Origin of the sequence: Phormidium tenue FACHB-1050, assembly GCF_014696925.1 — a bacterium.
Taxonomy (GTDB): Bacteria; Cyanobacteriota; Cyanobacteriia; order Pseudanabaenales; family Pseudanabaenaceae; genus Pseudanabaena.
On record NZ_JACJQY010000040.1, the window covers coordinates 1 to 22,467 of the forward strand.

The 22,467-nt window shown below is 42.2% G+C and carries 22 protein-coding genes; 14 read left to right on the forward strand and 8 right to left on the reverse strand.

The window, feature by feature from the left end:
- Nucleotides 1-99 precede the first annotated feature (99 nt).
- From H6G05_RS19390 to H6G05_RS19400, 3 genes are all read left to right on the forward strand, one after another.
- On the forward strand, nt 100-771 hold the full coding sequence (locus H6G05_RS19390) for a hypothetical protein (protein ID WP_190580552.1): 672 nt from the start codon (nt 100-102) through the stop codon (nt 769-771).
- Nucleotides 772-1,141: 370 nt separating this feature from the next.
- On the forward strand, nt 1,142-1,474 hold the full coding sequence (locus H6G05_RS19395; RefSeq protein ID WP_094532620.1) for an RNA recognition motif domain-containing protein: 333 nt from the start codon (nt 1,142-1,144) through the stop codon (nt 1,472-1,474).
- A 133-nt stretch (nt 1,475-1,607) separates the two neighbouring features.
- On the forward strand, nt 1,608-3,347 hold the full coding sequence (locus H6G05_RS19400; RefSeq protein ID WP_190580560.1) for a helicase HerA domain-containing protein: 1,740 nt from the start codon (nt 1,608-1,610) through the stop codon (nt 3,345-3,347).
- Nucleotides 3,348-3,357: 10 nt separating this feature from the next.
- Here H6G05_RS19400 and H6G05_RS19405 read toward each other — a convergent pair whose 3' ends face one another.
- Nucleotides 3,358-4,479, reverse strand: a complete 1,122-nt coding sequence (locus H6G05_RS19405; RefSeq protein WP_199310659.1) for an esterase-like activity of phytase family protein — start codon at nt 4,477-4,479, stop codon at nt 3,358-3,360.
- Nucleotides 4,480-4,920: 441 nt separating this feature from the next.
- Here H6G05_RS19405 and H6G05_RS19410 point away from each other — a divergent pair, with 441 nt between their 5' ends.
- The 9 genes from H6G05_RS19410 (at nt 4,921) to H6G05_RS19455 (ending at nt 14,918) form a co-directional block, all read left to right on the forward strand.
- Complete coding sequence (locus H6G05_RS19410) at nt 4,921-6,012, forward strand: PstS family phosphate ABC transporter substrate-binding protein (RefSeq protein ID WP_190580565.1); 1,092 nt, start codon at nt 4,921-4,923, stop codon at nt 6,010-6,012.
- Between the two features lie 80 nt (nt 6,013-6,092).
- Nucleotides 6,093-7,055: a phosphate ABC transporter permease subunit PstC gene (gene pstC, locus H6G05_RS19415; RefSeq protein ID WP_190580566.1), complete on the forward strand. Its 963-nt coding sequence runs from the start codon at nt 6,093-6,095 to the stop codon at nt 7,053-7,055.
- Complete coding sequence (gene pstA / locus H6G05_RS19420) at nt 7,048-8,019, forward strand: phosphate ABC transporter permease PstA (protein WP_190580568.1); 972 nt, start codon at nt 7,048-7,050, stop codon at nt 8,017-8,019. The genes pstC and pstA overlap by 8 nt, the downstream gene beginning before the upstream one ends.
- A 48-nt stretch (nt 8,020-8,067) precedes the next feature.
- Complete coding sequence (pstB, locus tag H6G05_RS19425; protein WP_190580570.1) at nt 8,068-8,883, forward strand: phosphate ABC transporter ATP-binding protein PstB; 816 nt, start codon at nt 8,068-8,070, stop codon at nt 8,881-8,883.
- A gap of 68 nt (nt 8,884-8,951) precedes the next feature.
- Nucleotides 8,952-9,839, forward strand: coding sequence for an alpha/beta fold hydrolase (locus H6G05_RS19430; RefSeq protein WP_190580573.1), 888 nt, complete (start codon nt 8,952-8,954; stop codon nt 9,837-9,839).
- Nucleotides 9,840-10,085: 246 nt separating this feature from the next.
- On the forward strand, nt 10,086-10,439 hold the full coding sequence (locus H6G05_RS19435; RefSeq protein WP_190580575.1) for a YkgJ family cysteine cluster protein: 354 nt from the start codon (nt 10,086-10,088) through the stop codon (nt 10,437-10,439).
- A gap of 527 nt (nt 10,440-10,966) precedes the next feature.
- Nucleotides 10,967-12,451 carry a phospholipase D-like domain-containing protein gene (locus tag H6G05_RS19445; protein ID WP_190580577.1) on the forward strand — a complete coding sequence of 495 codons (1,485 nt, stop codon included), beginning with the start codon at nt 10,967-10,969 and terminating at the stop codon, nt 12,449-12,451.
- A gap of 220 nt (nt 12,452-12,671) precedes the next feature.
- Entirely contained in the window at nt 12,672-14,009 is a 1,338-nt protein-coding gene (gene rimO, locus H6G05_RS19450) for a 30S ribosomal protein S12 methylthiotransferase RimO (protein WP_190580579.1), read from the forward strand.
- Between the two features lie 483 nt (nt 14,010-14,492).
- Nucleotides 14,493-14,918 carry an STAS domain-containing protein gene (locus H6G05_RS19455; RefSeq protein WP_190580581.1) on the forward strand — a complete coding sequence of 142 codons (426 nt, stop codon included), beginning with the start codon at nt 14,493-14,495 and terminating at the stop codon, nt 14,916-14,918.
- A gap of 66 nt (nt 14,919-14,984) precedes the next feature.
- Here the strand turns inward: H6G05_RS19455 and H6G05_RS19460 are convergent, their stop codons facing one another.
- From H6G05_RS19460 to petP, 7 genes are all read right to left on the reverse strand, one after another.
- The gene (locus tag H6G05_RS19460) at nt 14,985-15,554 is read right to left on the reverse strand and encodes a biotin transporter BioY (protein WP_190580583.1); all 570 of its coding nucleotides are present in this window, start codon (nt 15,552-15,554) and stop codon (nt 14,985-14,987) included.
- An 80-nt stretch (nt 15,555-15,634) separates the two neighbouring features.
- A complete protein-coding gene (locus tag H6G05_RS19465) occupies nt 15,635-16,801 on the reverse strand; it encodes a beta-ketoacyl-ACP synthase (protein ID WP_190580585.1) in 1,167 nt (388 codons plus the stop codon).
- Nucleotides 16,785-17,348: a Uma2 family endonuclease gene (locus H6G05_RS19470; protein ID WP_190580587.1), complete on the reverse strand. Its 564-nt coding sequence runs from the start codon at nt 17,346-17,348 to the stop codon at nt 16,785-16,787. Before H6G05_RS19470 ends, H6G05_RS19465 begins: the two co-directional genes overlap by 17 nt.
- Nucleotides 17,349-17,517: 169 nt before the next feature.
- Nucleotides 17,518-19,014 (reverse strand): Ig-like domain-containing protein, encoded by a 1,497-nt coding sequence (locus H6G05_RS19475; RefSeq protein ID WP_190580589.1) that lies wholly within the window; start codon nt 19,012-19,014, stop codon nt 17,518-17,520.
- A gap of 11 nt (nt 19,015-19,025) precedes the next feature.
- A complete protein-coding gene (locus H6G05_RS19480; RefSeq protein ID WP_190580591.1) occupies nt 19,026-20,087 on the reverse strand; it encodes a Get3/ArsA fold putative tail anchor-mediating ATPase NosAFP in 1,062 nt (353 codons plus the stop codon).
- Nucleotides 20,059-20,376 (reverse strand): HU family DNA-binding protein, encoded by a 318-nt coding sequence (locus tag H6G05_RS19485; protein ID WP_190580593.1) that lies wholly within the window; start codon nt 20,374-20,376, stop codon nt 20,059-20,061. The genes H6G05_RS19480 and H6G05_RS19485 overlap by 29 nt, the downstream gene beginning before the upstream one ends.
- A 65-nt stretch (nt 20,377-20,441) precedes the next feature.
- A complete protein-coding gene (gene petP / locus H6G05_RS19490) occupies nt 20,442-20,633 on the reverse strand; it encodes a cytochrome b6f subunit PetP (protein WP_190580595.1) in 192 nt (63 codons plus the stop codon).
- Nucleotides 20,634-20,782: 149 nt separating this feature from the next.
- On the opposite strand from petP, the gene panB reads away from it, so the two are divergent.
- Entirely contained in the window at nt 20,783-21,550 is a 768-nt protein-coding gene (gene panB / locus H6G05_RS19495) for a 3-methyl-2-oxobutanoate hydroxymethyltransferase (protein ID WP_190580597.1), read from the forward strand.
- Between the two features lie 17 nt (nt 21,551-21,567).
- The gene (locus tag H6G05_RS19500; protein ID WP_190580599.1) at nt 21,568-22,440 is read left to right on the forward strand and encodes a hypothetical protein; all 873 of its coding nucleotides are present in this window, start codon (nt 21,568-21,570) and stop codon (nt 22,438-22,440) included.
- Nucleotides 22,441-22,467: the final 27 nt, after the last annotated feature.

The following is a 22,467-nucleotide window of genomic DNA, read 5'->3' on the forward strand; positions in this document are numbered from 1 at the left end:
AAATAGGTTAATCTCTTTCATAGGGGTTTTATTTGTGATGTGGTTATCTTTTATAAAACCCCTTCCTGCCTACTTTTGCAACTTTTTGTCCTGTACTAAGTGTCAACTAAAAAGAAAGTCGGAATTTCGGATTTATTGCGTGACGAAGTTCAGAAAGAAACTGAAGCACCAGTTCAGAATCAATCAACTGAACAAACTATTGAAGTAAAAGCAGAAACAGTCTCCGATGCGATTAGCAAAATCACTAGTGTTCCTAATTCACAAAAGACTATAGAGAATTCTCAAAGTATTGATGAGCATACTAAAGCAAGAATTTCTGAACTAGAGCGATCACTTGCTCAATCACAACAAAGGGAAGCTTCCCTTTCGCAAACTGTAACCGATCTAGAAAAAGATTTGAAATTTAGCCATACCAATATTGAGCTTTTGCAGAAATCACTGGCGGCGATCGAGAGCCTTAAAAACGAACTAGATCAACAACTTGTGGAAGTAAAACGCGATAATTTACGCTTGGCTGAAGCAAATATTCAACTCTCGGAGCAGGTTAAAGCTTTAGATGTTGCGGCAACCCCAGTAAGTGATACCTCTAATTCTTCTCAATTGGTGTCACAAACTCCGCAAAATAATTCACCAAATAATAGAGCAACTCCTCGCAAGCAACCTGTCGATCAGCCCTATGCCCAACGCGATCGTAGTCTCTATGCCCGTCCAACTGGCTCTAACGAACAATTGCAGCGTATAAACAATAAAAATATTGGTTGGATGGACTAATATTAAAACCCAAAAATGGCAGTGTCATTTTTCTGTCTTTAAAAACTTTGCTAAATTTAGTTTTTAATTCATAAAAGCGAGGTTATGTATGCTTCATGCTTCTGTGTATTGGAATATTCCCAAAAAACAATGGTGATATTTCATATTGTCTTTGCTTTTAGGAAAATGATGTTTGATACAAAAATAAACAAAACGTAACATTACACCCAAACTTAAAGCTTATGCGCTAGACTATCATCCGTAAGGTAAAAGTAGTTATCGGTTGTAGCAATTGTTTTCTGTACTGACAGTTTTTTTCTGTTTCATCGTGACAAGCTTCTCTCCGACATCTCTATCTCTACATACTCATTGAATTCTTGGAGAAAGCATAATGTCTATTTACGTCGGTAACTTGTCCTATGAAGTTACTCAAGACCATTTGAAGCCTGTGTTTGAAGACTACGGCAAGGTCACTCGTGTTCATTTCCCTACCGATCGCGAAACTGGTCGCGCCCGTGGCTTTGCATTCGTAGAAATGAGTGCAGATGCTGAAGAAGATGCCGCCATCACTGCGCTTGACGGTGCTGAATGGATGGGTCGTGTACTCAAAGTTAACAAGGCTAAGCCTCGCGAGAATAATGACTCGTTTGGCGGTGGTAACAGAGGCGGCGGCGGTGGTCGCGGCGGCTATAACAAGTCTGGCGGCGGCGGTGGTCGCTACTAAATTCGCTTTCTAGGGTGCAAAGCACTCTAAAAAGAATTAGCAGCTAATTACAGCAAAACGGCGAAGAAAACTTAGTTTTCTTCGCCGTTTTGCTATGCTAAGCAAAAGTATGCACGCTTAACGTAGGTTTAGCATGGATTTGCAACCATTAGGGATTGTTGTTCAGGGTTCTTTAAGCGACGGTTTAGAAGTTCGACTTAATGGCGAGATTTCAGTCGAGGATATGCGCGTCGGTAAGTTTCTGGTAGTGCATGGTCGGCATACACGCTTTTTTTGCATTCTGACTGATGTTACTCTCGGTACAGCTAGCCCTCGCATTCTCATGAATCCGCCTGATCCTGAGAATACTTTCTTAACCGAGATTTTGGCAGGAACGGGGACTTTTGGCACGATCAATTTAACGCCGATGTTGATGTTTGTGCCTGCAAATCCTTTTGATCTGATCACTCAACGCTCGTCTAGTCAGAGTAGCGATCGCGTCAAAAAGACTAAACGCAAGAAATCCCCTGTTTATGAAACGGTAGAAGAAATAAATGACTTTCAACTATTGCCAGTGAAGACGATCCCCAGTCATTTCTCGCAAGTATTTGATGCGACTGAGCGTGATTTTCGGATTGTGTTTGGTTGGGAAGATGATCCCCATAAACGGAACTTTGCGATCGGGCAACCGATTGATATGCCTGTGCCAATTTGTCTTGACCTCGATCGCTTTGTGGAGCGTAGTAATGGCGTATTTGGTAAGTCGGGAACAGGAAAATCCTTTTTAACGCGCCTATTACTTTCGGGGATTATCCGTAAGCAAGCAGCCGTAAATTTAATTTTTGATATGCATTCGGAATATGGATGGGAAGCTGCCACTGAAGGCAAAAGATTTAGTACGGTTAAGGGGTTACGGCAATTATTTCCTGCTCAGGTGCAGATTTATACTCTCGATCCAGATTCGACGAAGCGGCGGGGAGTGCGCGATGCACAGGAGCTTTACATTAGTTATGACCAGATCGATGTTGAAGATTTGATGCTAATTCGGGATGAATTGAATCTTTCGGAAGCCAGTTTGGAAAATGCGATTATTCTACGGAATGAATTTGGAAAGAATTGGATTTCGCGATTATTGGCGATGACTAATTCCGAAATTCAAGAATTTTGTGAGCAGAAGATGGGCAGTAAATCTTCAATTATGGCTCTCCAGCGCAAACTCACCCGCCTTGACGATCTCAAATATTTACGCCCCACCTGTCCCGAAAATTATATTAAGCGGATTCTCGATGCGATCGCCGCAGGTAAACACATCGTAATCGAGTTTGGTTCGCAGTCAAATCTGCTTTCCTATATGTTGGCGACAAATATCATTACGCGGCGGATTCATCATTCCTATGTGCAGCAAGCTGAAAGATTTTTGCAGACCAAAAATATTAGCGATCGCCCGCAGCAGTTAACGATCACCATCGAAGAAGCCCATCGATTTCTGGCTCCGAATACAGCTAGACAAACTATTTTTGGGACGATCGCTCGCGAGATGCGGAAGTATTTTGTGACTTTGCTCATCGTCGATCAGCGTCCATCGGGAATTGATAATGAAGTGATGTCCCAAATTGGAACGAGAATTACGGCGTTACTCAATGATGAGAAAGATATTGATGCAATCTTTACAGGTGTAGCTGGTAGTGGCAATTTGCGAACCATTTTATCGAAGTTAGATTCTAAGCAACAAGCCCTCGTTTTAGGTCATGCTGTCCCAATGCCTGTGGTCGTCCAAACTCGTCCCTACGATGAAACTTTCTATCGCGAGATCGGCGAAGTGCCTTGGGAAGAAATCTCGACACCAGAAGTGTTGCGAGTTGCAGAAGCCGCTAAAGCAGATTTAGGATTTTAGAATATCTATTCTAGTTACGATTTAATCGAAATACTAGAAATTGAGTGAATTGATTATTGCTAAAGTTATCGTCACTTACCAATATCAGGCTTTGCGAACCATCGGCTAAACGAGGTCCAATAGTCATTCCTTCTAAATTATCTAATTTGATCCCCAGAGTGGCTAAATCTAAAACTAGCTTTTTACGGATAGATCGCACATTGGGACTGTTCCGAAAGCTCTTAATTGCTGAAGTATCATTAGCATCACCTGTAAAAATCTGCCAAATTTTGGCACTCAGTCCATTGCTTCCGTTAGAGCGCTCAAGGGTGAGAAAGTGACCACCGCGATCAAGGGATATGATGTCATTGACTCCAATTTGAGTGACGGTTGGAGTCATTGCTTCGACGGGATAGCGATGCTCAGTAACGATTAGCGGCGCAATATTACCAACAAGATAATGCAAAAATCGGCTTTCAGATGGCTGACTTTCATCGGTTTGAGTATCTTGAGCAAGCGCATTTTCAGTAATCGCAAAAACGCGATAGGGATCACCGATGGAGTCACGAACTACGGTAAGAGCTTCAAATCCAAGGTTGTCTTTTACGCCCTGTGGCTCTGGATTAGGAAGTTGATTCTTGTTAGGATTTGGTTCCTTTTTTGGCTCGAATAGATAGCGCTGAGGAATTGGTAAGCTTCTGATCCATTTACCTGTCAATAGGTCGAACTCGTCGATAAAGGGAGGGATACTCTTGCTAGTTACTCCTTCGCTGGAAACGAGAACCGTGCGATCGCCTGTTAATGCTATTCCTTCAGGATCAACTTCGCCCTTAGCATAGGTGTTACCCGTTTTATCTTTGAGGAAATCTACGCCAATTACTTCAACATTTTCAAGGTTAGGCTGTTCTTTTTGAGTGCTAAATTTCAACTTGAGCGCGTAGAATCTCGCAGGTGCGAATTCACTGCGATCATCAGAAATCGCATAGAAAACATCATCAATGCGATCGTACGTCAGTCCTGATAAGCCGCCCACGGGAGTATGCTCAAAATTTTGTTTTGGTAATTGATACTCATTAACGAAGTCCAGCGATACTTTCAGAAATGTGCGATCGCCAGCCATGACTGATAAATGATTGACACTAAAAATTATCAAAAAAACGCTGCAAAACCCAATTAGTAAATTTCTAAGTTTTTTCGATAAAAGAGAATAGCGGTATTTTGCGTCGCCATCTTCTTTTGATTTTTGATTTTGTTTTAGCATGATGAAATTTTCACTTGCTGAAGTCTGGATATTATGGAACAATTCTAAATAAATCGTGAGAATCTAAAGCGCATAATCAAGGAGCTTAAGCCACACCTATAAATTACCAGCATGAAAATTGCCATAGCTGACGAAAGAGACAAGATGGACTAGTAACCCCTCTCTTGTCTCTTTATTGTTAATTAATCTTGACGTAAAAACTTTTTGCCAAACTAAACTTAACTGCATCTTTAACGTTCCTTAACCTTGTGTTGACGGATGCAGTTTAGTATCAATCTTAACTAGTTTAAATGCCTAGTCAACCGTAACAGATATAATCGCAGTAAGATTTCTATGATGTCTAAAAAGAGTATCAATCGTAGTGTAGTCAAGTTTGTAGCTGGTGTTACACTTGCTACAGCTCTAGCCTCCTGTAGTGGTAGCAGCACCCCCACAGCCCCCACAACTGGTGCAACTACCCCCGCAGCGACATCCACAACGGCGATGAAAGATCCTGCACCAGCAGCTTCTAGCCTATCTGGCAATATCACCATTGATGGTTCTAGCACCGTTGCTCCAGTTAGCAAAGCTGTTGCTGAAGACTTCGCAAAATCTAACCCTGGCGTAAAAGTTCCTGTCGGTACAAGTGGTACTGGCGGTGGCTTCAAGAAATTCTGCGCTGGAGATACTGATATTTCTAATGCTTCTCGTCCCATCAAGAAAGCTGAAGCTGAAGACTGCAAAAAAAATGGTGTCGAATTTGTCGAGTTACCCATTGCTATTGATGGTCTGACTGTAGTTGTTAACAAAGAAAATACTTGGGCAAAATGTTTGACGGTCAAAGAACTCAACACAATTTGGAGTCCTGATGCCGAAGGTAAAATCACTAACTGGAATCAAGTTCGCCCTGACTTCCCTAATGAGCCACTAGCCTTGTTTGGCGCTGGTGCTGACTCTGGTACATTTGACTACTTTACCGAAGCCATCAACAAGAAGTCGAAAGTGATTCGTAAGGATTACCAACCTAGCGAAGATGACAACATCACCATTAAAGGTGTGCAAGGTACTAAGGGCGCAATGGGCTTCTTTGGAGTTGCTTACTTTGAAGAAAATGCCAAAACTTTAAATGCTGTCGAAGTCGATGGCGGTAAGGGTTGTGTTGCTCCAACTGCTGAGAACATCAATAGTGGTAAATATTCACCACTATCTCGTCCTCTCTTCATTTACGTTAGCAAAAAGTCCCTTGCTCGTCCTGAAGTAAAGGCTTTTGTTGACTACTATTACAAGGATCTTAAGGTTGTTAAAGAAGTAGGCTATGTGCCTCTTCCTGCTGACGCAATGCCTAAAATCTTAGAGCGCGTATCTTCTGCAAAGACAGGTACAACTTTCATGGATGCTGAAGCTGGCGTGCCGATCGCTGAATTATTGGCTAAGGACTTGAAGTAATTTTGAGTTAGTTTTGAGCTAAGCCCTCCTCATCATCGATGGGGGGCTTTGACTTTTGATGTACTTGATTAGGAACCTTTATGACAAGTCCTGTAATTCCCCCTCCAGTCGAAGATCTCGATCTTTATCAACGTCGTGATCGCAATATCAAAGAAAGTGTGATCGGCTATGCCTTGCTTTTTTGTGCTTTCGTTTCTGTGTTGACGACACTTGCGATCGTCTATGTACTTGCATCAGAAACAGTCAGTTTTTTTGGCAAGGTCAACATTGGTGAGTTTCTATTTGGTAAAACATTAGAGAATGGCAACTATAGATGTAGCTGGACTCCTCAATTTGCTGATAAAGGCTTTTGTGTCTGGCCAACTGTGAACGGCACAATCATGGTGGCTCTAATTGCCATGTTGGTGGCAACACCTTTAGGCTTAGCAACCGCCGTCTATTTGTCAGAATACGCATCACCAAAGGTGGGTAAATTCTTACGTCCCATAATTGAGTTATTGGCTGGCGTACCTACGGTCGTGTATGGCTACTTTGCCCTGACATTTATCACCCCAATCCTCAGCAAAATTATTCCTGGATTAAATGGGTTTAATGCTCTCAGCGCAGGTTTGATCATGGGTGTGATGATTATCCCCACGATCGCCTCAATTAGTACTGACGCGATGCTCGCTGTACCAAGGTCTCTGCGCGAAGCAGCTTATGGGCTTGGCTCGACAAAAAAAGAAGTTGCTACCACAGTTGTGTTTCCAGCAGCCTTGTCAGGTATCTGTGCTGCGATTATTTTGGGTATATCCCGTGCAGTTGGTGAAACAATGATTGTGGCGATCGCTGCGGGTCAACGTCCAGTACTAACTCTCGATCCTAGACAAACAGTTGGCACAATGACCGCTTATATAGCTCAAGTTGCCAAGGGCGACTCAAGAGTTGGCAGCGTCGAATACCAAGCTCTCTTTGCAGTTGGGATGACGCTATTTCTGATCACGCTTCTTCTTAATATTATCAGCAAGCAAATTAGCAAACGATTCCAAGAAACCTATGAGTAAAGGGTTAGACATCTTAGAAAATATTGACGAGCAATCTAGCGAATCAAAATTTGATCCAAAGCTTGAGTCAAGACAATTATGGGGAAAAATATTTGCAGCTTTCTGCATTTTTGCGACATCCCTTGGATTAATTATTCTCGCCTTCTTAATTTTCGACGTATTTAGTGATGCCTCTAGTCGATTAAACTGGGATTTATTTCAAAATTATCCCTCTCGTCGTCCACTGGAGTCTGGATATAAAGCCGCGATTCTTGGCTCGATCTGGATGCTTGCTTATGTATTGCTGTTAGTAGTCCCCCTAGGAGTTAGCTCAGCAATTTATTTAGAAGAATATGCCAAAAAGAATTGGTTGTCAGAGTTAATCGAGCTAAATATTTACAACCTAGCTGGTATTCCATCGATTATCTATGGATTATTAGGGCTAGGACTATTTGTACGCGGTTTATATAGTGGTCGCGCTGTTTTAGTGACAGGAATTTTGACGATTACTTTACTGATTTTGCCACCAGTAATTGTTATTTCTAGAGAAGCTATCCGTGCTGTTCCTCAATCTGTCCGCCAAGCATCCTATGGGGTCGGCGCAACTAAGTGGCAAACAATTCGCCATCACGTCCTACCTGCGGCTTTGCCAGGGATTTTGACTGCGGTAATTATTTCTTCATCTAGAGGTATTGGTGAGACTGCGCCAATTGTGGTTTTGGGTGCGGGTACGGTTTTATTTGACCCAAAAGCTTCTCCTATCAATTTTGGAGCTTTATTCAGTGGTAAAATAGGAGATGTATTTACCGATACATTATGGTCAAACGATAACTTCTTTTCTGTATTGCCCTACCAAATCTATGAGTGGGTTGGCGATCCGAAACCAGAATTTCAAACACTTGCGTCGGCGGGAATCGTAGTGCTGCTATTACTGGTTTTAGGTATGAACTTAGTGGCGATTTTCCTCCGCAACCGCTTCCAGTAATTCAGAGTGTTCGACTAGGAATAAATCTAACGAATTTGGTTTTTTATAATGAACTTAAGTGACAAGCAAGCCGAACATGAGTCAATCTTGGTTGCAGAGGACGTTAATGTTTTCTACAGCTCAAATACACCAGCCGTTGCAGGCGTAAATCTAGAAATTTACAAGAATCAAATTACGGCTTTCATTGGGCCTTCTGGCTGTGGCAAAAGTACAATCTTGAGATGCTTTAACCGCCTGAATGACTTAATCGAAGGCGCAAGGGTGAAAGGGAAAATTACCTTCAATGGTCATAATCTCTACGATCCTAAGATTGATGCTGTGGCGGTACGTCGTCATATTGGGATGGTATTCCAACGTCCTAACCCATTTCCAAAGTCAATCTATGAAAATATTGCCTTCGGTCCAAGAATTAATGGATTTAAAGGTTCTAAGAATGATATGGCTGATTTGGTCGAAAAATCATTGCGATCAGCCGCAATTTGGGATGAGGTAAAAGACAAACTTAATGAGAGTGGTCTGGCTCTCTCTGGTGGACAGCAACAACGTCTTTGTATCGCTCGTGCGATCGCTGTTGAGCCACAGGTAATCTTGATGGATGAGCCTTGCTCAGCACTTGACCCAATTTCTACCCTTCGCATTGAAGAGTTAATGCAGGAATTAAAGCAAAAATATACGCTAATTATCGTGACGCACAACATGCAACAAGCATCGCGATCGGCAGATATGACGGCTTTCTTTAATACCGAGCTTTCTGATAATGGCAAGCGGATGGGTAAATTAGTAGAGATTGATCGTACTTCAGTTATTTTCAGCAGTCCTAAGCAAGTGGCAACTGAAGAATACATTAGCGGTAGATTTGGATAAAGATTAAAATAGGTAAAGGTCGCGCTTTGCGCGACCTTTACCTATTTTTTTTGTTTTTGATAAATTTCATGGTTTTAACAAGTACTGAAGCGATCGCTGGTCAATATTGGCTGTGGCGAGAACAAAAAATTTATTTTGTCAAAGCAGGAAATAATCCTCAGCGCCCACCGTTGCTCTTAGTTCATGGGTTTGGTGCATCAACCGATCACTGGCGTAAGAATATCTCGGAACTTAGTCAAGAGTTTGAAGTATATGCGATCGACTTGTTAGGCTTCGGGCGATCTCAGAAACCTGCATGGCAATATAGCGGCTATCTTTGGCGGGATCAACTCCATGATTTTATTACCGAAAAAATTCAACGTCCAACCGTAATTGCAGGCAACTCCCTTGGTGGTTATTCTGCGTTGTGTGTAGCTGCTGATTATCCGCAATCAGTGGCAGGTGTGATCTTGCTCAATAGTGCGGGACCATTTACAGATACTAATCCCCTTGGGGCTAAAAAAGTAAATCCCATCCAAAAAGCGATCGCCCCAGCCTTGCAGAAAGTGTTGCGCCAACCTTGGGCAAATCAATTATTATTTACCTTTGTCCGCCAAAAATCGCGCATTCGTAACACCTTAAAAAAAGTTTATTTGGATCAATCGGCGGTTACCGATCAATTAGTCGAGGAGATTTATCGACCATCTTGCGATGAGGGTGCTGCACAGGTATTTGCCTCAGTATTTAGTACGCCCCAAGGCAAAAAGGTTGATGAGTTGCTGGGAGCGATGTCTTGTCCATTGCTGACGATTTGGGGAGAAGGTGATCCTTGGATGAATTCCCGTGCTAGGGGTGCAAAATTTCGTGAGTTTTACCCATCACTTACAGAGCATTACATTAATGCAGGGCATTGCCCCCACGATGAAAGCCCCCAAATCGTGGATAAATTAATTCGAGATTGGTACATGTCCATATAGCTTTTAATGTTTTCGCCGAAGGCGAGAACATTAAAAGCCAAGAAGTGAGGGGTGGCTCTTCGAGCCACCCCTCACTTCTTGGCTTCTGGTAAAAGCTATAGCTGTCGCCATTCTTGTTAGGACATAAAACCCAAATAGTGTGAGGCGGCGCGAAGCGCCGCCTCACACTATTTGGGTTTTGATTTGTCCTGATATAGGTGGCTATAGCTATATATTTGGATAAACGCATAAAGTAGAAAATATAAAATGGCAACTTGGCAATGTATTAGCGGCTGTGGCGCTTGCTGTCATCTCGATCCGAGCGATCGCCCCGACCTAGCAGATTATCTCACCGCCGATGAGCTACAAAAATACTTAAGTATGGTGGGTAGCGATGGTTGGTGTATTAACTTCGATCGCCTTAATCGTAACTGCAAAATCTATGAGAAAAGACCTCGGTTTTGCAGAGTGGAAGCTGATACTTTTTATGACATGTTTGGTGTTGAGCCAGAAGAACTAGATGAGTTTGCGATCGCCTGTTGCGAAGAAAATATTGAGTCGATTTATGGCGATCGATCATTAGAACTATTACGCTTTGAGCAAGCAATTAGTGCTACGTGAAAAAAAGAGATGGCGGCGCGAAGCGCCGCCATCTCTTTTTTTGTGACTGTGATCACCCATGTTTATATATAAGAGTCACATCTATTTACAGATATCAGTCACATCTGAAGCTTTGATTTTGGCGGAAACTTATTTTCATAAAGGGAGTCCTAAATGCATGACGATATATCAAGTTAATTACGATTTATCATCATCCGCAAAGCTGGTACTCCTCTAGTTCAGCCCTTATCGCAATATACGCCTAGTAAAAGATCATGAACAACAAGAGTGTTATCAGAAATTTAGTTAACCGGGCCCTCCTCATTAAAAGACTCACTCCTGAACTGGAAAACATGATTAACCATGAACTTTCTGAGCAAGGATACATTACTGATCCTGACTACGAAGCTTTGGAATATCTCATGAAAGCCGTTGATCAAGGTAAAGTAAGCCAAGTTAGCTAATAATTGGCGATTATTAACTAACTAAGGACTAGATTTCCTGCTAAAGCTGTAGACTAGGATTGCAAAATTTGAAGTCTTGCATGTATGGGTTATCTGACCTATTCGCGCCTACATCATCAATTTCGATCGCTACCTCGAAAGATGGTTTATTGGCTGCTGTTTTGTGGTGTGACGCTACTGATGGCGATCGCCGTAAACGCTTGCCAATCTGATACTGGTATAGTTCCTGCTTTACCACAGCATCCAAATATTCAAGTATTCTTTAATCAAAATCAAGCTGCTCGATACACTGATCCATATCGCAAAATTGAGCGTTTGGGGGACAATCTTGAAAGGGTAATGATTGATAACGTCAGCAACGCTAAATTTAGCCTTGATGTTGCTGTCCAAGAATTACGCTTGCCAAATATTGCTAAAGCTATCGTCGATGCAAGATTGCGGGGTGTCAATGTTCGACTGATTCTTGAAAATAGCTATAGTCGAGCTTGGAGCGAATTAATCCCTGAGGAAATTGAAAAGCTGAATCCCCGCGATCGCGAGCGCTACCAAGAATTTCAAAAGTTTGCAGATATTGATAATGACGGTCGTTTAAGTGAAGATGAACTGGATCGTCGTGATGGTTTGCGATTGATCAAAGTTACCAATGTTCCTTGGATTGACGATACTGCCGATGGCTCGAAAGGCAGTGGGCTAATGCACCATAAATTTATGGTGATTGACGATCAGATTGTTTTATTTGGCTCAGCAAACTTGACCATGAGCGATATTCATGGTGACTTTACCAGACCTGAGACTAGAGGTAATGCAAACAATCTTATTCGTGTAGACAGCAAAGAACTTGCCGCAAGATTTAAGAAAGAATTTAACCTGATGTGGGGGGATGGACCAAATGGCAATCCCGACAGTTTATTTGGTACTAAAAAACCTTCCCGTAAAATTGATTATCTAATTGTGGGTGGCGCACAAATCCGCATCAAGTTTTCACCAGACCCTATAGATACCGCCCGAGAGCAAACTAGTAATGGACTGATTGCAACAGCGATCGCAGGAACCAAAAACAGTGTCGATATGGCTCTATTTGTTTACTCCGATCAATTTATTTCTACAATGCTCGAAGAGCGTCAACGCGAAAATGTCCAAATTCGAGCGCTAGTATCACCTCAATTTGCCTATCGTGATTACTCAGCTACTCTCGATATGTGGGGCTTAAGGTCTACCCAAGATTGTAAAACAGAGAAAAGTAGCGCATGGAAACAGCCAATTAAAACCGCTGGCATTCCCAATCTTGTATCTGGGGATACTTTGCATCATAAGTTCGCGATTCTTGATCGCAATTTAGTGCTGACAGGTTCACACAATTGGACTAATGCGGCGAATCATACTAATGATGAGGTTTTAGTTGCCATTCAAAATGAGACTGTAGCAGCACATTATCAAAGGGAATACGATCGCCTTTATCAAGATGCTACCTTTGGACCTACTGCAAAACTAGTTCAAGCTACTTCCAAAAGCTGTGCTGAGCGGGTGAAAGGCAAAACTAAGCAAATGCCTGACGAGACTGAGTTTTAACCGCGATTCTCATTATGAAACCGCTTTTAGTGTTTCCAGCGCCTTCGGCGCTGGAAACACTAAAAGCGGTTTTTAAAAGCCCGCCAACGGTAGGCTTTTAAAATCCGATCTTTATAATGAGAATCGCTGGAGTTTCAATCATAGCGATCGCATGGTGCTTAAGTTTTGTTAAGCTAGAGTGTCTGAAATTTTGTGCGCCAAAAATTGCGTAAATAGAAATATGGTCAATCTGGTTCAAAACGTCAAACCCACGATCGCTTTCTCCCACTTGGGTTGTGAAAAGAACCGCGTCGATACGGAACACATGTTGGGCTTATTAGTGCAAGCGGGTTATCAAGTTGATAGCAATGAAGAGCTTGCCGATTATGTAATCGTCAACACCTGTAGCTTTATCGAAGACGCTCGTCGCGAATCCGTGCGGACATTGGTTGAACTTGCCGATATGGGCAAACGCATCGTCATTGCTGGGTGTATGGCGCAACATTTCCAACAAGAACTACTTGATGAAATTCCTGAAGCAGTCGCCCTTGTCGGTACTGGCGACTATCAAAAGATTGTCGATGTGATCGAACGTGCAGAGAAAGGCGAACGGGTTAAAGAAGTTACCCAAATTCCTACCTATATTGCTGACGACACTGTGCCACGCTACCGTACTACCAATGAAGCCGTAGCTTATGTGCGCGTGGCTGAAGGTTGTGATTATCGTTGTGCATTTTGCATTATTCCGCATTTACGTGGCGATCAGCGATCGCGATCAATTGAGTCGATTGTGACTGAATGCGATCGCTTAGCTAGTGAAGGAGTCAAGGAAATTATCTTGATCTCGCAAATCACTACTAATTATGGTCTAGATATTTACGGTCAGCCGCGCCTTGCCGAACTCTTAACCGCTCTTGGGCAAGTTGATGTGCCTTGGATCAGAATGCATTACGCCTATCCCACAGGCTTGACTCCAAAGGTAATCAACGCGATGAAGTCCACGCCCAATGTGGTTCCTTATCTAGATTTACCTTTGCAGCATTCACATCCCGATGTACTAAGAGCCATGAATCGTCCTTGGCAAGGTCGGATCAATGACAAGATTATGGAGCAACTCAAAGCAGCTCTTCCCAATGCTGTTACCCGTACTACCTTCATTGTTGGATTTCCTGGGGAAACTGAGGAGCAGTTTGAGCATTTACTAGAATTTGTGAAGCGTCATGAATTTGATCATGTCGGTGTATTTACGTTCTCGGCTGAAGAAGGTACACCTGCCTTTGATTTGCCCAACCAATTACCTGAAGAAGTCAAACAAGACCGACGAGATCGCATTATGGCAGCTCAACAGGAAATTTCGTTCAAGAATAACCAGCTAGAGATCGGTAAAACCGTGGATGTGTTGATCGAGCAGGAAAATCCAGATACAGGCGAACTCATTGGGCGATCGGCAAGATTCGCTCCTGATGTTGATGGTGTAGTCTATGTCCGCGATCCACTCGGCAAAGCAACTCTCGGCTCAATGTTTTCCGTCAAAATCACCGCCGCCGATCATTATGACCTATTTGGCGAAATCGTCTAGGATACTTACTTTTCAAGTTTCACAATAGCGCTGCCATTGTGAAACTTGATTTTAATTTGTACTTTAAATTTGTACTTTAAATAATTGGTGATGCCAAATTAAGCAATGGCTATGCCATTGTTTAATTAAAAAATCTTACTGAGTTAGGTTTTTTAATTCACAAAAGTGTTGTCATACTTTCGTGAATTGGCATGAGAGCTATACCCAAAGGATTACAGCCTTGTTTTGGTATATGAAGCTACATGTTTTTTATTAAATTTATAGCTAACTGAGAAAAATAACTTTTATATAACTTTTTAACTTCTTTTTACTAACCTTTGTATATCTATTAGCGGTTTTAAAATCTAGAAAAGAGTGAATAATTAAACCAAGAAGCAAGAAAGAAATTTGCGTTGTCAAGCAATCTCAATTTACTGCTCTATCAAATGCTAAGCCCTAAAAACAGACTATTACTCTCTTAAAAGAAGCGAACAAGGAAGAACAATGGATACAATTACTAAAGTGAATCAGCTATCCTTCCGCCAAGGTTTAAACAGCGAGACTGCTTTCACCATTAAATTGACTAATAGCAAGTTCGATAGCTTTGCAGGATCTGAACTGTTTGGTAAAGTTGAATCTTGGGTCTCAGCTAATGTGATGATGAACAGCAAAGAAGTTCCTGTATTGATTGTTGATATGGAAAATGTAGAATTTATCGATAGTCAAGGTTTACAAAAGCTAATAGCATGTCTGAGACTAATGCAATCTCAAAAGAGTAACTTGTTACTTTGCTCTCAGCAGCCTTCTGTTAGTCTTGTATTTGAAATCACAAGAATTGATCAATTGTTTGCTGTTTTCCCTAGCGTTGACAAATTTATCAATCAATTTGATAAGCAAGGACAAGACGCTGAATATCTACTAGCAGCCTAATAACAAAACACAAAATCTTACATTAAAAGCCTCGCTGCGCGAGGCTTTTAATGTAAGATTTTGTGTTTAATAAAATAATAATTTTCTGGAAATAGTTGCAATGACAATAGTGGCACACACGACTAAAAATTGACCTGATAAAACTTGGACAGAATATTGCCAAAATGAAGTTTGGATGGCACTAAAGTTAGGTAATTGAATTGCAACTAAATAGATGATGCCGACCAAATGAATTGCCAATAATCCACCAAAACAACTGATTGCCATTTGTCCTAAACTTGGTGGTCTCAAAAAAGCAAGAAATCCGCAAAGCCATCCGCCTGCCACAAATCCCAGCAAATATCCAAAAGCAGGAGATTTGAGATAACTTAATCCACCACCTTGATAAAATACGCCAAATCCACTTAAGCCTAAAGTAATGTAAGTGATTTGCGATAATAATGCAGCGTAGCGTCCACCGAGACAACCTGTAAGTAACACTGCACCAATTTGCATAGTGACGCTGATTGATTCGATCGCTATATTATTTCCCTGCCCAGTGAGGGATGGCAAGAGCAGGGAGGGTTGAATGAACGTGCTAGCTATTGTTAGCAAAAGTCCAGACAAAGCCCACATTAGCTGTAACGGTTTTGGCACAAGTGTCTTATTCAGAAAATAGATGCAATATAGAATCGTACATGAATTTTGGTCAAGAATTATCAAGGTGAGGCTCTGCATTACCCTGATAATTCTTGACCGAAGGCAACGATCGCGTTTTGTCCGCCAAAGCCAAAACTGAAGTTAAGTGCATATTGCAGATCGGGAGAGCGCTCAGCTTGATGAATAATCCGTAAATCAAAGGCAGGGGTTTGCATTCCTACGCAGGGTGGCAAAAGGCGATCTCGTAAAGCTAACAGACAAAATGCTGCTTCGATCAGCCCTGTCGCTCCTAGCGTATGGCCAGTGGCTCCTTTGGTGGCACTAACGGCGATATTTGGAAAAAATTGTTGAATTAATTCCGCTTCACGAGCATCATTTAATTGTGTAGCCGTACCATGCACATTAATATAACCAACCTGATCCGCATTAATTTGCGATCGCCGCAGACAATCTTTGAGGGCGATCGCAGCCATACGATTATCTAGGTTAGGGCTAGTGGCATGATAAGCATCATTGGTAATTCCCCAGCCTAAAACTTTGCCATAAATATTTGCGCCACGTTGTTTAGCTGTCTCTAATGATTCCAATACTAAAACTGCCGAACCTTCTCCTAGGGCAAAACCTTCGCGTTCTAGACTAAAAGGATGTACGCCAGATTTGGCTAATACATTAATTTTTTGAAATCCTGCGATCGTCAGTGGTGTAATCGCTGCATCAGTTGCACCAGCGATCGCTAACTCACATTGCCCAGAACGAATTAATTCACAAGCTTGAGCGATCGCCCAGTTGGCAGTGGCACAGGCTGCCATTGGGGCTAATACAGGAGCTTGAGTTTTTAATAAATTCGCAATTTGAGCAGATAAATTTGCTGGCTGGCTTTGCCACCATTGGTTCTCACTTAGAAATTTTTCAGGGCTATCTAGAAGTAGTTCTAATTCTCTTTGATTGCTACGACTGGAACCAATGACAACTCCGCAGTTAGGTAATGGAGTTTCTAGATTTGCATCAGAGATCGCTTCTAAGGTTGCTTTTTCTAATAAATATTGCGATCGTGACGAGTGAGTATCACCTAAGGAACTAATCCTAGCAATAGGAAGCTGTAATTGATGGTCAAACTTAATTCCTGATTCACTGGCTAGTAGCCTTTCCCAAGTAGTTTCGCGATCATCTGCGATCGCTGTCATTATGCCAATACCTGTCACAACGACCGTCTTGCTACCAGCTTCTCTATCCCAAGATTTCATCGACAGTAATACTTACATCAGGAAAAGCAAGAATAGATAAATTTTGTCCGCGATAGACTTTGTAGGTTTCTTGATAACCTTCAACATTTGGATATCGATAAACTTCTATGCAAGCACTATTAATATCAACTAACCAAACTTCCGCAATTCCATCTTCAGCATAGAGAGGAATTTTTAACTCGCGATCGCTATCGATGTTACTATCAGCAACTTCAATTAATAGCAAGACATCACTAGGTTGTGGATGTCCTGATTCATAGAAGTCATCTTGATATTTCAGTAACATTACATCAGGCTCAGGCTCAGAAGTATTATCCAAAGACAAGGGATTCTGGATCCGAATTACAACCTTACCTGTAAGTTTTGCCGCAAATGCATAATTACAACGATCTACACAAGAGGCATGTCTTCTCCCAATCGGTGACATTTTAATTATTTCTCCTCTAATTAGTTCTACGCGCTCACCATGAGCTATTACACCAGATGCAGCCATCTGATAATATTCTTTGACGGTAAAGAGGCGCTTAAGTACTGATGTCGTTGGCATATATTTACCTCCGTAGAACTGCTTTTATTCTAACCTTGAAATGTTTTACAGCGCTTTGCGCTTAAGCCCAAACCAAGAGATTTTTGAAAAGTTTTGCCTTGCAACATTTTTCAAAAACCTCTTGTTGCTGTAAGAGAGTGTGACCCTTCGGGTCACACTCTCTTATGTATTATGGTAACCAGCGTGGAACTGTGCCGAACATTGGTAATACTTCAGGTTGTAGAGGACTTGAACCTTGATTATTATTAATCGGCAACATAATTAGTTGGGTTGGTACTTGGGGAGTGCGAGAACTTCTAGATGCTTGAGCGGAGTCTTCTGAAACAGGTGAAGCATTAGAAGAGTCATTGCTGCTGGGAATTGCCGAATTCAAGAGAATTGATTGACCATCAGGAGCAATATTAAACTGAACTTCTCTTTGGGGTGGAAGTTCTAAAAGTCTTCGGAATTGAGTAGATTCTAAATCTATCGCCGCAAGATATGGCTTCTCCCGAAAGATATTTTTTGCAGTGTCCTGTTCTACATCAGTTAACAAGCAATAAATGGTCTTCTCCTGCGGATCAAACTGAGCGCCAAGAATCGACCCATTAATTTTTGTAAGTTCTTTCTGCAATCCTTGGTTATTTACCAAATAGAGCGATCGCGTATAGTCTTTGTTAAATTTAATCGTGGCAGCCTTCGTACCGCTTCTACCGAAATTTAAAACCGTGCCGAATCTTGGGAGAAAGTCCAACGGTGGGGCTTGCGGCTCAAGGGGCAAAATCGCAACTCCTTCGCCTTGAGCGATCGCCACCGATGCGCTGTCGGGCGTAAACATAAAATCGCCCCCTGGTTGGTTGTCAAGCGCTCGTGCTGGTTCATTCTCTTTGATGAGCCAGAGTCCATAGCGTCCAACTTGCTGACGGCTGAGACGCTGCACCAAGATGTTTTTGCCATCGGGCGAGAGATCGAATTTGAAGTTTTGATAGTCATCACTGCCAAGTATAGGTTTTATCTCTGGTGAATTAGACGTGAGCCGATCTTCGCGATCAATTCCTGTCGTTACTGTATAAAGTTTTTGGTCAAGTAGGCTTTGCCCCGCCGTCTCGATCGCCCCAAATAGAACCTTTTGGCGATCAGGATAAATCCGAAAATCTAGAACTGTCAGATTAGCAGGTGTTAAAACACGCTTTTCCTTTTGTAGCACATTGTAAAGTACGAGGCGACCCTTATCTTCTCCTTGAAGACCGATATAAGCAAAATATGGGTTGGGTGTTGTAAAGCTTCCTGTGAAAGGCTCGATCGCTTGCTTCTCGCCAGATTCGCGAGCAAAGCGATCATAGGCATTTTCCAGCTTGACTGTATAGGATTTTCCATAACTAGCTGGTGCTAGGGGCGTATAGGACATCCGCCGAGATGACCAACTGATTTTGCCTGCAAGGGGCGGGTCAAATTTAAGATTTTGCTCAACACTGTCACGATCCATTGGGCGGCTAAAGGTTAGGGCAAAAGAGATATTAGTGGCATCAATCTTCTGTCCTTGCCAACTAAAGTCTCTCACCTGTGGGGCTGTGCGATCGCCCACCCACAACAATATGGCGATCGCCACACTGAGCACTGCTACTAAACCGATGGCATAGCGATCGAGCGGCTGAGAAAATAATTTAAAGCGAGGGCTAAGTTGCATAGCTGAATAATTTAGCCAAATGAAATAATTAAATAAGAATCTTGAAACTTTGCGCCAGTGGCTTGTTTGCCAGCTAGTTCATTGGGCAAGAAAATATTACGACGTTGATCGCCTGCTTCGATGGTGACTTCTGGTCCTAGTTGGATTAGTTTGACTTGTTTTTTATTGAATGTTGGCAAAAACAACTTGACTTGCTTGGTTACTGCATTAATTTCAATGGGTTTTGGTGCAAGACTAGCTAGACGATCTGGGATTGTTAATTCTGTCACCTGATCGGGGATTTGACATACTGCTAAAGGTTCAAAATCTGCATCATTAATTTGCTCCCTAGCCAGCACCCCACCAATGGTCAAGCCAATTTGCTGAGCGCTACCCCATAAATATTTTGCTGTGGCGATCGCATAGGGGTCACCAGTGGTGACTAGATACGCCGCCACACGACTAGGATCGTTAACTGCTTTTTGACCGCGAGTTAATACCGATGACATTTCCCCCGCTTGTTGCGAAATATCATCGGTGCTAGAGACTTGGAGAATACTTCTTAAAATTGGCTCGACAAATGGCGAAATTGCTTGCCCAATCGCTGAACCTGTTAGTACTTGTTTAAAGCGGCGTAGATACCAGCCTAAAATCTCTGGCATTCCTAGCATTCTCAATGTTTCGAGATCGCCAACACCATCGTAAATAATTACGTCATACTTACCTTCTGCATCACGCTCGCGCAAAAAGCTTAAACCTAGTGCCGAGTCCATTCCAGGTAAAATTCCAAGCTCTTGACCATACACTTCTTTAAAAAAAGGAGTCCGCAAATACTGGGTTTCCAACCCTTTCATCTTGTCCCAATAGCGTTCAAGCAGAAGTGTTGACTGTAAATGTACAGCCGCAAAATTGGGTGCAACTAATTGCGGATCGTTAGTTAACTCAGCACCAAGCCTCATGCTGAGGCTATCCCCTGCTTGCTGACCAACATATAAGACTTGTTTGTTCTGGGCGGCAAAAGCACGCGCAACCGCGATCGCAGTCGTTGTCTTGCCAACACCACCTTTACCGAGAAATGTCAGAATTAGGCTCATTGGGATTCTGCACTAGCTTTTTTAGATGAGGACTGGACGTAAAGTGAGGAATAATAACTTCAGGAATAGTAATGGGCTGATGTGTACGAGGATGACTTCCTGAACGGGCGCGACGGTGGCGCACACTAAACTTACCAAAACCACTAAGGGTTATGGATTGGTGATTGGATAAAGCTTTGGTAACACAGGTTAATACAGCTTCGAGGCTAGCGGAAGCCATACTATAGCTTAGCCCATCAACCTCAGCCATCATGCCCCGAATGATATCTTGACGGTTAATATCTGCCATAGGGCTTATTAGTGATGCTTATTTAGTGATTAGGATGTCGCGTACTACGCAACATCCTAATGCTTTTAGGCTGATTCTAACTCATCTGCAAAAAACCAAGACTTGGTACTATCAGAGAATTTGACGATGTAGCCCCATTTGCTACCATCCATAATTTTCTCTTCTTTGATTACGCCGATTTCGCCAATTTTGTTAGAGATTGCCTTACCGCTGCCATCTTTGAAACTACGAACACGAACTTTTTGTCCAACTTGCATAATGTTTGCTTCTCGTACCGAACTCGATTAATATGTTGCGTTTGCTTTAAAAAGTTTACATTAGATGTTAGCTCTATAAAATAAAGAACCAATTTGTTGTGGTAAAGCTCCGTTGTACTACAACAAATATAATCACGAGGAATGCCACGATGCCAGTGTCGATCGCCCAAATACAAAAATGGAAACACCAAAAAAAGCCGATCGCGGCTTTGACAGCAAGTGACTATGCGATCGCCAAACTGCTCGACAAAGCAGGCGTGGATATGATCTTGGTGGGTGATTCTCTGGCGATGGTGGCGCTTGGTTACAAAAACACCTTGCCTGTTACCCTTGATGACATGATTCGTCACGCTCAAGCGGTCGGGCGTGGTGTTGATAATGCTTTACTAATTGTTGATATGCCATTTCTCAGCTATCAAATTTCTGCGGAAGAGGCGATGCGATCGGCGGGACGCATTTTCAAAGAAACTGATGCGCGGGGCATTAAGCTTGAAGGTGGGTATCCTGATATGGTTGAAACGATTCGTAAGTTAGTACAAGCAGGAATGCCAGTTATGGGGCATGTAGGCTTAACACCGCAATCGGTGCATCGGATCGGTTATCGAGTCCAAGGTGGTACTCCTGACACTGCCGAAGAGATTTTACATCAATCTAAAGCTTTAGTGGAAGCTGGTATTTTTGCACTGCTATTAGAAAATATTCCTGCGGATTTAGCGACCAAAATTACAGAACTAATTCCTGTCCCCACAATTGGTATTGGTGCAGGTCAAGGCTGTGATGGACAGATTTTGGTGACTCATGATGTTTTAGGCTTATCCGATTGGCAGCCTCCTTTTGCTCGTAAATATGTTGATTTGCAAAGCTCGATAACAGAAGTTGTTAAGCAGTATTGCCAAGATGTAAGAACCAAATCTTAGAAGATAGGTAAAATCAAATGCTAAGCGCACCTGCGGGATATAAGACCCAATCAGTTGATACCAGCATTGATGCTGAAATGTATCTGTTCAATCGATTAAAATCTCTGACACTAATTCAAAAGGCTGAAAAAGTTAGCGGCTGGACAAAAGGATGCTTAGAACTCTATTTAGTTGGTCTTCAGCAGCGCTATCCAAATATAAGTTTATGCAAGTTGCGATACGAATTTGCTAAAGCTACACTTAAATTTAATTTCTCTGATTCTGTATATCAAAATATTTCTGCATACGAGCAACCACTTATGCTTACTGATCCAATTTCACTAGCGCTGGATGTAGCTGCAATTTTTAATGGTTTAGATATTCCCTATTTAGTCGGTGGATCGGTTGCAAGCACGCTAATGGGAGAGCCGAGAGCAACTGAAGATGTAGATATTGTTGCTGATTTAACCATAGAAAAATTAATTCCATTACTACAATCTCTCCAACCCAGATTCTATGTCTCTGAAGATTCAGTTAGAGATGCAATTAGGTTCAAGCGTTCCTTTAATCTAATCGACAATGATTCTCTGGGGAAAATAGATGTTTTTGTGCTTAAAGATAACCCTTTTCCTCAAATTGAGTTTCAACGTCGCCGATCGCAATTAGTGAGACAAAATCCCGACCAAATGCTGGTATTGCCCACTCCTGAAGATATTATTTTGCAAAAGTTGGTTTGGTATCGGATGACTAAGAATGAGTCGCAGAGACAATGGCGCGATGTTTTGGGAGTGCTAAAGATTCAAGGCGATCGCCTTGATTTTGGATATTTACAAAAATGGGCTGAGGAACTTAGCCTCAGTGATTTGTTAGAGACTGCTTGTACAGAGTCAGGGATAGAACTTTTTTTCTAAAAACAAAAGGAACGCTTTGCTTTCCTT